At 71.5% G+C, this 14,858-nt stretch carries 13 protein-coding genes; 6 read left to right on the top strand and 7 right to left on the bottom strand.

What is annotated here, in order from left to right:
* Window positions 1–107 precede the first annotated feature (107 nt).
* Window positions 108–569 carry a hypothetical protein gene (locus BU204_RS13430; protein ID WP_075125977.1) on the bottom strand — a complete coding sequence of 154 codons (462 nt, stop codon included), beginning with the start codon at window positions 567–569 and terminating at the stop codon, window positions 108–110.
* Between the two features lie 216 nt (window positions 570–785).
* Here BU204_RS13430 and BU204_RS13425 point away from each other — a divergent pair, with 216 nt between their 5' ends.
* The 3 genes from BU204_RS13425 to BU204_RS13415 all read left to right on the top strand — a co-directional run bounded on the left by BU204_RS13425 (window position 786) and on the right by BU204_RS13415 (window position 4,220).
* Window positions 786–2,138, top strand: coding sequence for a flavin monoamine oxidase family protein (locus BU204_RS13425; protein ID WP_075125976.1), 1,353 nt, complete (start codon window positions 786–788; stop codon window positions 2,136–2,138).
* Between the two features lie 169 nt (window positions 2,139–2,307).
* Window positions 2,308–3,486 (top strand): hypothetical protein, encoded by a 1,179-nt coding sequence (locus BU204_RS13420; RefSeq protein WP_143229490.1) that lies wholly within the window; start codon window positions 2,308–2,310, stop codon window positions 3,484–3,486.
* The gene (locus BU204_RS13415; protein WP_075125974.1) at window positions 3,483–4,220 is read left to right on the top strand and encodes a class F sortase; all 738 of its coding nucleotides are present in this window, start codon (window positions 3,483–3,485) and stop codon (window positions 4,218–4,220) included. Before BU204_RS13420 ends, BU204_RS13415 begins: the two co-directional genes overlap by 4 nt.
* Window positions 4,221–4,246: 26 nt before the next feature.
* Here BU204_RS13415 and BU204_RS13410 read toward each other — a convergent pair whose 3' ends face one another.
* The 4 genes from BU204_RS13410 to BU204_RS13395 are packed head-to-tail and all read right to left on the bottom strand — an operon-like array spanning window position 4,247 to window position 7,325.
* Window positions 4,247–5,011, bottom strand: a complete 765-nt coding sequence (locus tag BU204_RS13410) for an ESX secretion-associated protein EspG (RefSeq protein ID WP_075125973.1) — start codon at window positions 5,009–5,011, stop codon at window positions 4,247–4,249.
* Between the two features lies 1 nt (window position 5,012).
* Window positions 5,013–6,320 carry a PPE domain-containing protein gene (locus BU204_RS13405; protein ID WP_075125972.1) on the bottom strand — a complete coding sequence of 436 codons (1,308 nt, stop codon included), beginning with the start codon at window positions 6,318–6,320 and terminating at the stop codon, window positions 5,013–5,015.
* Window positions 6,320–6,907: a DUF3558 domain-containing protein gene (locus BU204_RS13400; RefSeq protein ID WP_233160234.1), complete on the bottom strand. Its 588-nt coding sequence runs from the start codon at window positions 6,905–6,907 to the stop codon at window positions 6,320–6,322. Before BU204_RS13400 ends, BU204_RS13405 begins: the two co-directional genes overlap by 1 nt.
* Before the next feature lie 37 nt (window positions 6,908–6,944).
* Window positions 6,945–7,325, bottom strand: a complete 381-nt coding sequence (locus BU204_RS13395; protein WP_083661284.1) for a PE domain-containing protein — start codon at window positions 7,323–7,325, stop codon at window positions 6,945–6,947.
* Between the two features lie 220 nt (window positions 7,326–7,545).
* Between BU204_RS13395 and trxA the strand changes: the two genes are divergently transcribed.
* From trxA to BU204_RS13380, 3 genes are all read left to right on the top strand, one after another.
* A complete protein-coding gene (gene trxA, locus BU204_RS13390) occupies window positions 7,546–7,920 on the top strand; it encodes a thioredoxin (protein ID WP_075125970.1) in 375 nt (124 codons plus the stop codon).
* A gap of 72 nt (window positions 7,921–7,992) precedes the next feature.
* Entirely contained in the window at window positions 7,993–8,388 is a 396-nt protein-coding gene (locus tag BU204_RS13385; RefSeq protein WP_075125969.1) for a ChaB family protein, read from the top strand.
* A 2-nt stretch (window positions 8,389–8,390) separates the two neighbouring features.
* Window positions 8,391–8,645, top strand: coding sequence for a hypothetical protein (locus BU204_RS13380; protein WP_075125968.1), 255 nt, complete (start codon window positions 8,391–8,393; stop codon window positions 8,643–8,645).
* 3 nt (window positions 8,646–8,648) lie between these two features.
* Here the strand turns inward: BU204_RS13380 and BU204_RS13375 are convergent, their stop codons facing one another.
* Both BU204_RS13375 and BU204_RS13370 read right to left on the bottom strand, forming a co-directional pair.
* Window positions 8,649–10,268 carry an SLC13 family permease gene (locus BU204_RS13375; protein ID WP_075125967.1) on the bottom strand — a complete coding sequence of 540 codons (1,620 nt, stop codon included), beginning with the start codon at window positions 10,266–10,268 and terminating at the stop codon, window positions 8,649–8,651.
* Between the two features lie 112 nt (window positions 10,269–10,380).
* Window positions 10,381–14,742: an ExeM/NucH family extracellular endonuclease gene (locus tag BU204_RS13370; protein ID WP_083661297.1), complete on the bottom strand. Its 4,362-nt coding sequence runs from the start codon at window positions 14,740–14,742 to the stop codon at window positions 10,381–10,383.
* Window positions 14,743–14,858: the final 116 nt, after the last annotated feature.

Below are 14,858 nucleotides of genomic sequence, written 5' to 3'. Positions count from 1 at the left end.
CCCCAGTCCTGTCACGACGCCCCGATGCCTCGTGACAGTCGGTTGTTCGTCAACCGACGGCGGGCGTGACGGCGTGGGGGACGAGATCGCCTGATCGAAGGACAGGCTCAGGTGGACAGTCCGACCACCCGGCCGTCGGTGATCGTGAGCGGAGTGGCGACGGTGGCGTCCTCCAACGGACGCAGGTAGCCGATGAACTGGGGATTTCCGGCATCGCGTGCGTGGGCGGCGAGCCAGTCCACCAGAGCGCTCACGCGATCGAAGTCGTCGGGGTGGAGCTCCTGGCGGGACGTGACTGCCCAGCCGCCGTCCGCACGCGCCACCAACTGGGAGACGAGAGCACCGCCGGTGCGCCAGGCGGGTCCCTGCTCCCCCAGCAGCGGGCGCGGATGGCTCTCCACGATGGGCTCGCCCGCCTCGTCCACCATCACCTCGTCGAAGTCGGTGACGATGGTCAGGTTTTCCGGCTGTGGACCGAGTCCCAGGTGCCAGCGGAGCTCGTTGATCTTCTCCTCGGACACCTCGGGCCGGAGGTCGAGCACCAGCAGAAAGTCGTGAACGTCGCTCATCTTCGGGACGATAGCGCGACACTGTCGACAGTTCAGGCCGCCACGGCCGTTCCGCGTCTCGTGTGGGCGATCGCGGTACACTGCGGCGGCCAAGATCAATGAGTCGGCGCGATGGTGGTGGTGGGTGCGCTGACGTGTTCGCCGTGCCGCGAACGCGTCCGCACCCCGGTGGTGTGGTGCGTCCCGGGCACGGCCCGAGACGCACCAGGAGAGTGCATGAACCACCACACCACCGACGTTGTCCTCGTCGGCGCCGGCGTCGCCGGGCTGACCTGCGCGGACCGTCTCTCCCGACAGGGCTTCGACGTGCTCGTGTGCGAGGCGCGCGACCGCGTGGGCGGCCGCACCAGCAGCGTCCTCGCCGGGGGCGAGGTTGTCGACCTGGGCGGTCAGTTCGTCGGGCCCGGTCAGGACCGGGTGTACGCGCTGGCCGCGGAGCTCGGCGTCGAGGTCGTCCCCACCCACACCGCCGGCGACAACCTGGTCGAGACCGACGCCGGGCGCCTCCGGCGGTTCCGGGGGACCGTGCCGTCGCTCGGACCGCTCGCCCTGCTCGACCTCGCCCAGGCGCAGGCTCGGTTCGAGCGGCTGGCCCGCAGGGTCGACCCGCGGGCACCGTGGACGAGCCCGGGCGCGGCGCGACTGGACATGTCGACACTTGCCGGCTGGATTCGTCGGAACCTGCGCACGAGGATGGGGCGGCGACTGTTCACGCTCGCGTCCCGCGTGCTGTGGGCGGCCGACCCCAGCGAGCTGTCGCTGCTGCACGCCCTCTTCTACGTGCGGGCGGCCGGATCGTTGGGGGCCGTCATGGCCATCGAGGGCGGCGCACAACAGGACCGGCTGGTCGGCGGCGCACAGGAGCTGGCGGTGCGGCTGGCCGCGCGGCTCGGCGACCGGGTTCGGCTGCGGGCCGCGGTCCGCGCGATCAGCCAGGACGACGACGGAGTTCTGGTTAGTGTCGACAGTGGAGTGACCATCAGGGCGCACCATGCCGTCGTGGCGGTTCCGCCCCCGCTCGCCGCCCGGATCGAGTACAGCCCGCCGCTGCCCGCGCTCCGCGACGCGTTGACCCAACGCCTCGGTATGGGTGCGGCGATCAAGTGCATGGTCGTCTATCCGGAGCCGTTCTGGCGCTCGGCCGGGTTGAGCGGTTACTCGCTGAGCCTGGGCGGCCCCCTCGACGGGTTCGTGGACACCAGCGCTTTGACGAGTGAGCGCGGTGTCCTGGCGGGGGTGGTCGCCGGCGCCACGGCCCGGACGTTCGCGGTGAGGTCGGTGGACGAGCGGCGGACCGCCGTGCTGGCCCAGCTCACCCGGCTGTTGGGTCCGCGCGCCGCCGAGCCGATCGGCTATGCGGACCAGGACTGGAGCGCGGAGCCGTTCAGCCGCGGGGCGTACTCGGCGCTCTTCCCGCCCGGCGCCTGGACCGGCTTCGGAGCGGCGCTGCGCGAGCCGGTCGGCCGCGTCCACTGGGCCGGGAGCGAGATCGCCATCTGTTGGTACGGCTTCATCGAAGGCGCCATCCGCTCGGGAGAAGCGGTCGCGGCGAAGATCGCGGGCGGCTGACCTGTTCGCCCCGGCCGGCTGAACCGAACGGAGGAAGCGCCCTACACCCGATTTGGTGACACACCGCTGGCGGATTGCCGGGGACCGAGCGCGCCGACAGGCTACCTGGGTAGCTCAGCGTGCTCCTGTAGTCACACTACGGCGTTGCTCGGTCCCCTTGGAGTGGTGGATGTCCACATCGTCGATGTCGCGCGCGCTCGGTGAGCGGCGACGCGTTCCGGCAGCTCTCGGCACAGCGTTCCTGGTCACCGGTCTCGCGTTCACGGGGGCGCCGAGCGCGGCCGCGGACGTGCAGACCGGGCTGGGGTACGAGACCCGACCCGCTCAGCCCTACGCCAACAACCCGGACGCCGGCGACTGGATCGGCTCCTACATCGTTGGCGGCGAGCAGGTGTGGTGTGTGCAGTTCGCCCACCTCGCGCCGGACAGCGACGAGCAGTACCAACCCGGCGAGGCCCTGCGCACGAAGTGGGGCACCGCCCTGCCGCCGGAGGTGGCGGCGGACATCTCCTACCTGTTGCTGCGCTACCGCTCGACGCGCAGCCGCGACGAGGCCGCGGCGCTCGCGCACCTGATCCATGCCTGGACCTCCGGGCCGCAGAACCCCGCCCAGCTCGACCCGAGCAACGACTTTCGGCACATCGCCTACGACGCCCCGTTCCACCTCACGAAGCTGCCACCCACGGCCCAGGCTGCCGTCGACACTCTGACCGCGGACGCCGCGGCCAACCGTGGCCCCTGGACGGCGGCGGTCACCGCTCCGGACGCCCCCCAGACGATCGGCGTGGCCGCCGAGTGGACGTTCGAGGTCGCCAACGCTGCCGGCAGCGGCGTGGCCGAGGTGCCGGTGACGGTCACCGCCAGCGGGGCGACGTTCACCGACCCCGCGACCGGCGACCAGGTCACCACCGCGACGGTGTCGACACCCGAGGACGGCGCTCCGGTGACGCTGGCTGTCACCCCCACGGGTGCCGCACCTGCCCTGAACATCGCGTTGGCTGCCCCGGCCGCGGTCCCGGTCGTGCGGCAGGCCGTCGAGGTCGATACCCAGCGCGTGGTCAGCACGGGCGGGGAGGAGGAACTGACCGCCGCCGCCGACACGACAGCGAGCCCACCCCCGACCACCACCACGACAACCACGACGACGACCACCCCGCCCCAGATCCCCTCGACGATCCCGGCCGGCGAGTCGCCGCAGGCCGCCGTGGCCCAGGCAGCGCTGACCGACGACGCCACCCCCGCCGGTCTGATCCTGCTCGGCATCGTGCTCACGGTGGCGGCGGTGTTCGTCGCGCTGCTGATCGGGCACCGCCAGCCCCACCGCCGCGGCCGCCACCTCCGTCGGTGACCGGGCGCCATCTGCGCCGGCGGCGCGTGCCCACCGCCTGGGCCGCGCCGCTGGCGGCGGTCTCGGTGAGCATCGCCGTCATCGCGGCGGTTGTCGCCACCGGTGCGCGGGCCGCCCCCGTCGTCGGCACGGCGGTGCCGGCTCCCCGTGAGGCGCCCGTCCGCACCGTCGAGGAGCCACCCCTGAGCACCGCGCCGACACCACCGCCGAGCAGCCGGCCGGCGCCGCCCCCGTCGCCGACCCCCACACCCGCGCCTCCCGCCACCCCCACGCGAACCGCGGAGCCCGTACCGCAAAGTCAACCCCGCGGCACGGTCCGCCTCACCGAGGGCGGCACCGCGACCCTGGTCCGCCGCGAGGTCACCAACGGCGTACTACCCGTCCCCGACGACCTGAACGAGGCGACGTGGTGGGGGGCGGGCCCGAACGCCCCGAGCGGGGCGACCGTCCTGGCCGGGCACGTCAACTGGAACGGCGCCATCGGCCCCTTCGCCGAACTGTGGCGCAGCGAACGGGGTGACGGGGTGACGGTCGTCGACGCCCGCGGCGCCGTGACCCGCTACACCGTGACCGAGATCCTGACCCTCGACAAGGACGAACTACCCGCGCAGGCGGCGGACCTGTTCGCCCAGTCCGGTCCGCACCGCCTGGTCCTCGTCACCTGCGGCGGCCGCTGGGTGGGCGGCGCGGACGGCTACGCGGAGAACCGAATAGTCCTGGCCCAGCGCCAGTAGCCGCCGACCCGGACGGCCGCGTACCTCTAGGCGGACAGGGACCGCTCCATCAGCACCAGGTGCCGGACGAGCTCCACCTGCCCCGCCGGCTCCACGCTCACCTGCCCGTGGCCGTCGAACACCAACGCGAACCGCCCCTCGCTGGTGTCGGTGTACCGCAACGGCCGCTGCGCGCGCTGCCGCCGCCCAAGCTCGTCGCGGCGGGCGACCGACAGCTCGCCGTGCCCGCCGGACGGCAGCCGCGCGAGGTGTTGCGCCAGCCGCACCTCCGGGCCCGCCCGCCGCATGCCGACGCCGCTGGTCGTGAGCTGGCGGCCGTCCGGGGTGGTCGCCCGGACCTCGGCCGGCGAGACCGTGAACCGGGTGCCCGGCCCCGCCGGGACCGGCGGGGTCTGCTCGACCAGCCGCTCCGCGAGCTCGGTGTGGTGGATCGAGCGCATCCAGACGGTCGAGTCCGCCTCACGCACCGCGACGACCGCCTCCCGCCCGATGCGTGCGGCGAGGACGCCGATGGTGTGGCCGTTCTCGACGAGCCATCCGTAGTACTCGACCTGCGGCCGGCAGAGCACGGCCAAGGCCGCGGCGACCTCCCGGTCGAGCCGGCCGGTGCGGTCCCGCCAGCCAAGGGCGCCGAGCAGCTCCCGCGACTGCCGCCGCAACGCGTCGTGCCCGGCCGGCGGCAGCCAGCGGGCCTCGGGGGCGAGCACCTTGTGCGGCTCGCCGAGCCCGTGGTCGGTGAGCAAGGCAGCCAGCTGCGCGGCCGGCACGGTCACCGGCTTGGGCAGGACCACGCTAGTCGTCCTCGGCGCCGATGGTGGGCGGTGCGGTCAGCTCGTCGGTGTCGAACAGGTCGTCTGGATCGCCACCCTCGAGCCACTCCGGCCGCCGGTGCTCGTGGTCCTCCTCGTCACGACCACGCCCGGCCGCGCCCACCGGAAACCCCGACGCGCCGGCGTTCGCCCGGCCCGCGCCGAGCACACTGCCCGGGCCGGATCGCGATGCCGACCCGGTCTCCCCGGCGCCGGCGCCGGCACCGGGACCGCCGGCGACAGGGCCACCGCCAACTCCCCGGAGTCCACCGCCACCGCCACCTAACGGCCCTCCGGTGCCTGGCAGGCCTCCAGGCACCCCGCCGCCAGGCCCACTCCGAAGCGAGCCGAACGCCGGATCGGGTGTGCTGCCCACCGCCGGGACGCCGCCCGGTATCGGTGACCCCGACAAGCGCCCCGGATTCGGGTCGGCCGACAGTCCGTTCTGCCCGCCCGGTGAGGGCAGGAAGGTCTCCGGGGTCGTAGTGCCGGGAGAGACGCCGCCCGGGGAGATGCCACCGGGAGAAACACCGCCGGGGGAGACGCCGCCAGGAGAGGACGCTCCGGGAACGACGCCGCCGGGCGTGACGCCCGAACCTGAGTTACCTGACGGACGCCCGTCCGAGCTCGCGCGGTCGGGTCCGTTGCTCGGTGAACTACTCGAGTCAGGCCCGGTGCCCAGTGGAGCGATGCGCGGGCCGCCACCGGTGCCCCCGCGGTCCCCTCCTCCGCCGAAGTCGCTGGAGGCGATCGTCGTGCCGGGGCTGCCGATGTCGACGCCGGCCTCGTCGAGGGAGAGCTTGCCGTAGCTGTGGGGCAGGTTCGTCGTGTTGTACTCGGATGCGCCGCTGTACCCGTTCATCACGTCCACGTTGTGCTGCGCGGCGTTGTTGTACTCGTCGACCTGGCGTTCGAGTTCGACGACGGCGTTGGGGTTGGTGAGGATGACCATCGGGTTCACCGGCTCGGGCTTGGGAGGCACCGGGACGACCCGGCTCCTGGCCTCGCTGAACGATCCCGCCTGCCGGTTCGTCAGGTCCTGAGCCGTCGCGAGGGCCGTGGCCGACAGGTCGTGCTCGATGGCGAGCGGCCCCGCTCCCCGCAACGCCGCTCCGGACGCCTGGCCCTGCCAGGCCGCCTCCATCCTGGACATCAGCGCGCGGATCTGCGTCGCGCGGGCCTCGTAACCGCTGGCGACGTCCCGCACCATGTCAGCGCCGCCGATCAGCCCGTCCGGACCAGCTCCGGTGGTGAAGTTCTCGTAGATCTCGTCCCCGGTCATGCCCGACATCAGCCACCCCCGCCCATCGTCGTCACGGCGGCCGCCGCCACCTGCTTCGCCCGGTCACAGGCGCCTTGCGCGTCCAACTGACCCGTCTCGGTGGCCAGGATGGTCAACGTGTCGGCGATGCCGACGAAGAGGGAGCAGGAGCCGCTGTCCCTGAGGTCCGACCGATCCGAGAACACCGCTGGGTATCCCTCCACGGTGGTCGGCTCGAAGTAGGCGAACTCCTCGCGGGCGCGATAGTTGTCGGACAGGCCGTTCTTGTTGCCTGTGATGAACCCGATACCGATCGCGCCCCCCTGCTCGGAGATCAACCAGGTGCAGTACGGCCCGGCCCTCTCCGCGACAGCCCCCGACGTCGTCGGCACGCCGGGGCGACTCACACCGAGGGTGGAGAGTTGGTCCTGGGTCAGCGTCGTGCACGGTTGCTCGATGAAGATGCCCGCGTCGAGCGGGTTTTCCACCGGGGGCGCGCCTTCGCCGGGAGCCTCTCCGCTGGTGGCGCTCGTGGGAGCGTCGCTGGTCGTGACACTGGTCGGCGTGCCCCCTGCGGTCGTGGTGCAGGCGGCGACGAGCGGACCGGCGAGGAGCATCACCGCCGCCGAGATCGCGAGGCGGATGGTCGGGGGCTCAGTCGACATCGACGCCCCTCATCCGGGCGGCGTTCAGGTCGTCGTCGTGCCGGTACTGGTCTCGGGCGGCTGTCAACTTCTCGATGTAGTCGGTCGCGTACAACCGCATCCTCTCGTTGTGCTCACGCGCCGCGGTCAGAGAGTCACGCACCGCGGTCGCCTGCGCCGTGCTCATCTCGTCTCCGGCCGGCGAGGAGATCAACGACTGCGCCTGGACGATCTTCCGGCCGTCCGCCACCACGCCGTCACGAACAGCTTCCCACTCGGCGATGACTGCCCCCAGCTCCTCCAGCGAGGCGAAGACGTAGTCGCCGTTGCCTCCGCCGCCGCTGCCGGTGAGCACGTAACCGGCATTGCCCAGCGGTCGTTCGCCGGTCACTTCCCACCTCCACGGTTTCCTCCACCCCAGGCCCGAAGAATACGGGCAGTCACGGCCACCCGAAGGAATTCCGCCGAATTCCCCGATCCCCAACCAGCCGGGAATTTCTCAACATCTTCACCCCGCCGCCAGCCCTGCCCGACCACCCGGCGTTTGACTCCGGGGGAACACGGCAACCCGATCCGGTGTTCTGCCGAGTGAGACCAACGAGGAGGACTGGATGGCGACGGTCGAGTTGACCACGGAGAACTTCAACGAGGTGGTCGGGGCCGAGGGGACGGTGCTGATCGACTTCTGGGCGTCCTGGTGTGGGCCGTGCCGGAGCTTCGCGCCTGTGTTCGAGAAGGCGTCCGAGGAGAACGGTGACATCACCTTCGGCAAGGTCGACACCGAGGCGCAGACCGAGTTGGCCCAGGCGTTCGGCATCTCCTCCATCCCCACCGTGATGGCCGTCCGTGACGGGGTCGTGCTCTACGCGGAGCCGGGGGCGCTCCCCGCACCGGCGCTGGACGACCTCATCGGGCAGGTGCGGGCCATCGACATGGACGAGGTCCGCGAGTCCATCAAGGCGCAGGAGGAGGGCGGCGACGCCTGACTCACCGCCCGGGGGTGGTTTCGGCCACCCCTGGCCGCGGAACCCCTCCTCCTGACAGGTAGGAGGGACACGATGCCAGCCGAGCAGGAGATGCCGAGCACGCTGCGGCGCTCGCCGAAGAAGGCGCAGCACACCTGGGCCAAGACGCACGACTCCGCCGTCGAGACCTACGGCGAGGGGGAGCGCGCCCACCGCACCGCGTTCTCGGCGGTCAAGCACTCCTTCGAGAAGGTGGGCGACCACTGGGAGCCCAAGAAGAGCAAGGGACCGTCCGACAAGCAGGCCGCCCGCGGGACACCCCGCAAGGGCCGCACGGCCGGCGGTGTCGATGCCAACGCCAGCAAGCAGCACCTCTACGACCTGGCGAAGAAGCTCGACGTCCGCGGACGCTCCACCATGAACAAGAAGCAGCTGGTCGAGGCCATCAACAAGGCCAACCAGCGCGAGACGGCCAAGGCCAGGAGGTGACGATGCCGAGTCGCTCCGAGCAGCAGGACGGGCTCGAGCTCGAGCCGGAGGCCCCGGTCGACGAGCCGGAGTACTGGCGCGCGCACGACCCCGATCTGGCCGACAAGCCCGACCCGACCCTCGCCGAGCAGGTCAGCGCCACCGACGACGGCAGCCTGCTCGGCGACGACGAGCCGGACGCGGTCGCCGACTACCAGGGCACCGACTACCCAGGCGGACCCGAGAACCAGGCCATGCGGATCGACGAGGAACCCTGAGCCTCAGGAACCGATACCGATCACCGCGACCATGATCGGGATGCCGAGCATGATGAGGACCGCGCCCAGCACGTCGAACGACACGCCGGAGCGGATCATCGTCGTGATCGGGACGGCGCCCGAGCCGTAGACCACGGCGTTCTGTGGTGTCGACACCGGCAGCATGAAGCCGAACGACGCGGCGAACGTGGCCGCGAGCGCCGGCACCAGTGGGTCGACCCCGGCCGCGATGGCGATCGGGATCACGATCGGCACGACCACCGAGGCCGACGCGGTGTTGCTGGTGGTCTCCGAGACCACGATCGCCAGCAGCACCGCGAAGATCGTGATCGCCACGCTGCTGGTGAGGCCGAGGCTCTCCGACGCCGAGGTGCCCAGCGTCTCGGCCAGGCCCGTCGAGGCCAGCAGCGCGCCGAAGATGATGCCGGTTCCGAACAGAAGGATCGTGCCCCAGTCGATCTCGGCCGCGTCGCGCCACCGCAGCGTGAACTCGCGTGCCCGCCAGTCGACCGGGAGCAGGTACAGCAGCGACGCGCCCAGTACGGCCACCACGCCCTCGTTGAGGCGCTCGGAGATCTCCTCGTACACCGCCGAGTCGTTGCCGAAGATCAGCGCGACGATGCCGGGCAGGATCCACAGCGTCACCGTGATCCCGAACGCCAGCAGGGTGTTCCGCTCGGCCCGGGACAGCGGACCCATCTCCGCCCGCTGCTGCGCCACGTAGTCGGCGACGCCGTCGATCTGCTTGATCTCGGGCCGGTTGAGCAACAGCAGAACCGTCGCCAGGATCACGAACATCAGCAGGCAGATCGGCAGCGCCGTGCCGACCCACTGCGCGAACGAGATCCGCTCACCGGTCGCCTGCGCGATCAGGTCCCGGCCGATCAGGTTGGGTGGGCTCCCCACCGGTGTAAGCAGGCCACCGACCGACGCGCCGTAGGCGAGCATCAACATGATCGCCGCACCGACCCGCAACCGCAGCGGGTCGAAGTTCTCCGCCACCACACCGCGTTCCTGCAACAGCTTGGCGATCACCGAGAGGATGCCGAGCGCCGTGGGCAGCAGCATCGCCACCGTGGCCGTGTTCGACACGAACGCCGAGAGCAGACACGTGATCACGCCGAACGCGACGATGACGCCGGTCGTCGACCGCCCCACCCTGGGCAGCGCGAGGATGCGGAAGGCGAACCGCCGCGCCACGCCGTGCTTGAGCATGGCCTGCGCCAGGATGAACGCCCCGATGAACGTGAAGACCGTCGGCGAGCCGAACGGGCCGAGCGCGTCCTCCGGTGGCACCACACCGAGGATCACGATCGCCGCCACGCCGATCAGACCACCGACCGGGATCGGCACCGCCTCGGTCACCCACAGGACGATCACGCCGAGCAGGACACCGGCCAGCGTCTGCTGGTTGTCCGGAAGGTCCAGCGGTAACAGCAGGAACACCACGGTCACCAGAGGTGCGAGCCACAGGCCGGTCGTTCGGCGGCCCTTCTCGAACCGCTCCTCCGCCGGCGAGAGCCGTTGCTCCCCAAGGCTGCGGTAGGTGGCGTGGCCCAACAGGGCCTTGTCGACGTCGGTGCGCTCGACGTCACCGGTTCGTGCTTTCGACTCCTCCGACACGATGCCCTCCAGGTGGGTCCACCAACATCACGCGGAATGGACAATCTTCCCACGGAAGGGAAGAGGCCCGCCCGGCTTCGGTGCCGGACGGGCCTCTTCTCGCGTCAACGCGTCACATCCTCCTGCACTGGCCGACGATCGTGCCCCGAACGGTGTTCGGCCGGTCCTCGTCGGTCGGTGCCGGCTCGTTGAGCAGGCAGGAGAACAGGCCGCGGATGCTGTTCGCGGCGACAACGTGCGTCCCGCCCCGGTTCGCGGTCAGCGTGACCGGCCCGGTGATCGTCGAGCCGTCGACGCGGATCCCCGCCCGGTTGGCCAGCAGCGTGACCGGACCGTCGATCCGCGCGTCGGCGACGTCGACCTCGCCCGTCGCCCCGGCCACGGTGACCAGGCCGGTCACCCGGGTCCCGCTGATCGAGAACTGGCTCGGCTCGGCCCCGGTGACCGCACCGGTGATCGACCCGCCCTCGGCGAGGAGACCCGCGCCCCTGGTGACTGTGACGGTCCCCAGGATCGTGGCGTTGTCCAGGCACAGCAGGCCGGTCCGCACCTCGATCTTGCCGACCCGCCGGCCGGTGATCGTCTGGGTGCACTGCGGGCCCGGCTCGCCGACCGACGAGCGCGGTGCCGGGTCGGCGGTGACCGGCGAGTTCTCCCGGAGGTACTCGGTCAGCATCGTCAGGTCGTTGTCGCCGGTGGTCACCGGGTTCTCGCCCCCCTCCAGGGCGGAGAAGTTGTCCCCACCCGAGGCCAGGAACGAGTTGACCGTGACCCGGTAGGTGCCGTTCGGGTCGATCGGCGTGCCGTTCAGGGACATCGACGTGATCCGCTGTCCCTGCGGGTTGTCCGGCAGGTAGGTGTAGGTGAAGCCCTTCGACACACCCAGGTGCAGCTTGGGCCGCGACGCGCCCGGCGGCTGCCACTGCTCCTCGAGCGCCTGCTTGATCTCCGCGCCGGTGTAGGTCTTGGTCACCACGTCGTTGGCGAACGGCTGTACCGCGAACGCCTCGGCGTAGGTGACCACTCCGTCCGGTGCGTGCAGCAGGTCGGCCCGCAACCCGCCCGGGTTCATGAACGCGATCTGCGCGCCGCCGCGGCCGGGGTCGGCCGTGCCGGCGAGTTGGACGTCGGCGATGAAGTTGCCGAGGACGGACTCACTGCCGCGGTCCTCGGCACCCGCCGAGGTGAACGCCCGGCGGATGTCGGCGGTGATCGTGCCCAGCGGCTGCTGGCCGAGCACCTGCGCGTTCGCCTTGGCCTGCGCGACGAGCGCGGCGACCTCCGGGTCGGCCGGCGCGCCGACGACGTCGAGCAGCTCGGTTCCACTGTCCACGATGGACCCCGTGGTCGGGTCGACCGACAGTGTCACCTTGCCCAGCTTGCGACCGTACTCCTGGGCCTGGACGACCGGCCGGAGCCGGTCGGTGCCCGGGATCGGCGCCTCGAACGCGTACGGCTGGTGGGTGTGCCCGCTGAGGATCACGTCCACGTCGGCGCCGAGGTTCATGAACCGCCCGAACACCCGGTCGTTCTGCAGGTCCTCGACCGAGCCGATGTTGTCCTCCGCCGCGCCCTCGTGGGCGAGCAGCACCACGACGTCGGCCTCGCCGTTGGCGGCGTTGCCGTCCTTGAGCTCACCGGCGACCAGCGCGGCCTCGGCCACCGGGTCGCGGAAGGTCAGCCCGGCGATGCCGTCCGGGCTGACCAGCGACGCGGTCTGCTCGGTCACGACGCCCACGATGCCGACCCGCACGCCGGAAAGCTCGCGCACCTCGTAGGCCGGCAGCGCCCGCTCGCCACCCCGGTACACGTTCGCGCCGAGGAGGGGGAACTCCGCGCGCGGGACGACCCGGTCGGTCAGGTCGGCCATCCCCTTGTCGAACTCGTGGTTGCCCACCGCCGAGGCGTCGAGCCCCATCAGGTTCAGCGCGTCGATCGTCGGGTTGTCCTGGTCGATCGCGGAGATGAACGTCGACGCCCCGATGTTGTCGCCCGCGGACAGGAACAGCGTGTTCGGGTTGGCCGCGCGCTGCTGGTCGACCAGCCCGGCCAGCTGGGCCGCGCCGCCGACCGGCCGCCCGTCCGGGGCGTTGCCCGGCGACTCGAGCCGCCCGTGGAAGTCGTTGATGCCCAACAGCTGCAGGTCGACCGGGGCCGCGGCCGCGGTGGACAGCCCGACAACGATCGGGTTGTGGTCGCTGGCCCGGTACGGGTTCGCCGCGTAGAAGGCCGGCAGGCCGTCGTACTGGAACGCGTACGACTCGTGCGAGTTGATCTGCCAGACGTCCACCCCGGTCACCCGCTCGGCGAGCGACGGCGAGGCGACGGCGTGGTCGAGCGAGCCCGACTCGCCGCCGAACACGTAGCTGGCCTCACCCGTGGTGTTCAGGTCGACGAAGGACTCGTCGTAGAGGACCTGCATCGGGTCCTCGTGGGTGTAGGCGTTGAAGTCGCCGAGCAGCAGCACGTCCTCGCTGCCGCTGTCGGCCTGGAGCTGGTCGACGAACGCGGCCAGCGACCGCGCCTGGCGGACCCGGTCGCCGTTGAACGCGCCCTGCCCGTCACCGGCGTCGGCGTTGTCGCCGGTCGCCGCGTCGGAGGTCGACTTGGACTTGAGGTGGTTGGCCACCACGGTGAACGTGGCGTCCCCGGCGGTGAACGTCTGCGCGATCGGCTCGCGGGCGTTGAACCACACCGACTCGTCGTTGATCGTCCGCGACTCGCCGACCGGGGTCACCGCCGCCGGCCTGAAGATGATCGCGGTGGTGATGAAGTCCTGCTGGGCGGCCGCCGGCAGACCGGCCGGCGAGCGGACGTAGTCCCAGGTGCCGGCGCCGTCCTCGGCGTTGAGCGCGGCGACCAGGCGCTTGAGCGCCATCTGCGGGTCGTCGTCCTCGAACCGGACCGAGTTCTCGATCTCCTCGAGCGCCACGACGTCCGCGCCCAGGGCGCTGATCGCCTTGACGATCTTCGCCTCCTGCTTGGCCAGGCCGGCCTCGTCGGCGGCACCGCGGGCGTCCCCGCCGAAGTGAACGAAGTAGTTGAGCACGTTGAAGCTGGCCAGCCTGATGTCCCCGCCGACGTCCTCGGGGGCCGGGGTCCGCGGGTTGGTCGACTTGAACGTCGTGCGGTCGATCGCCGGCGTGGTCGAGGTCACCGGCCGGGTGGGCTGGAGCCGCCACTCGTCGAAGCCGTAGGACAGCACGCTCGGGCCGAACGCCTCCACCTGGTCGCCGACGCGCAGCGGGGCGTCCGGGTAGACGTAGGGCGGCGCCTGGCCGGCGTTGGACAGGTTGGTCGTGCGCCCGTCGTCGAGCAGCACCCGGCGGAGGTCGTTCTCCGCCGCCACGGCCCGCGCCTGCGCGGTTCCGGGACGGTGCAGATCGGTCGGGATCCGCGCGGCCTGGTCGCCCGCCGCGAGCACGACCTCGCCGAAGCGGTTGGTGTTGTAGACCTCGGAGACGGTGTACGCGCCGACCGGGGCGACGACCATCGACTCCACCGACTCGCGGGCGGCGGGGTCGAGCGGCAGGCTCAGCGGGGATGCCGCCGGCAGCGCGGCATCGTGCGCGCAGATCTGCACGTCGGCGCGGCCGCCGATGGTGATCTCGGTGAGGCCGAAGTACTCGCTGACCGAGCCGCGGACGCGGACCTGGTCGCCGATCGCCACACCGGGCTGGTTGGCGGTGTTGCCGCCGACGAACACGAAGATGCCGTCGGAGGCGACGCCGGCGGCCGGGGCGCGGTCGCCGCTGCCCGCGGTCTGCACGTAGACGCCGTTGTAGCCGCCGGTGCGGTGGTCGGCGGTGACAACGCCCTCGACGACGACCTGGGTGCCGACCAGCGGTGAGGCGTCGCCGGTGCCCTGGACCTCGGCGATGGTGTTGGTCAGCGCGAGGTCGCAGCCGACCGGGTCGGGACCGGTGTCCTCGCCGGTGGTGTTGCGTGCCCCGAAGGTGTGCGCGGCCGGGCCATGCCAGCCGCCGTCGATCTTCTGCAGCGAGCTGCCGACCGGCGTGGAGGACGTCTCGGCGACGCCGATGTCGGTCGCCGCGGTGCCGTTCGCCGGGCCGCCGGCCGCGGTGAGCGCGCCCTCGTAGCTGAGGAACTCGGCGAGCGTGCCGTCCGGTCGGACGAGCGCGACGCCGTCCGGCGCGCCGTTCTGGATGCCGTCGGTCGGATAGGTCTCGACGACCACCCCGGCCGCGGGCACGACGCCGGACAGGGCGCGGGTCTGGTAGACCGCGCCGCCGTTGCCGTTGTACAGCGCCAGCTGCCAGCCGCTCAGGTCGAAGCCGACCGGTGCCTCCACCTCGATCGCCTCACCGGTGTCGGTGCCGACGTTGTCGTAGTGGATCTCGCTGATACTGGGCGCGGTCGGCTGGGCGACCGCTGCCGGGGTACCGACCAGCGCGATCGCGACGATCGCGGTCAGTGACCCGGCGAGGGTTAACGGACGTCTGCTGCGTGGCATCGGGCGGGCCTCCATGGGGGAACGAACCTGCCGGAGCCTAAATACGATTCATGTACAGAAAAATGCGAGCAGGTGTACGTGACGCGATCGTTAGCTGCGTTCCGTTGAAGCGGCGC

This window comes from Actinophytocola xanthii, from assembly GCF_001921205.1.
In the GTDB taxonomy this organism is placed as follows: domain Bacteria; phylum Actinomycetota; class Actinomycetes; order Mycobacteriales; family Pseudonocardiaceae; genus Actinophytocola; species Actinophytocola xanthii.
Note: the sequence above shows the minus strand (reverse complement) of the source record. Positions and strands in the feature narration are given on the sequence as shown.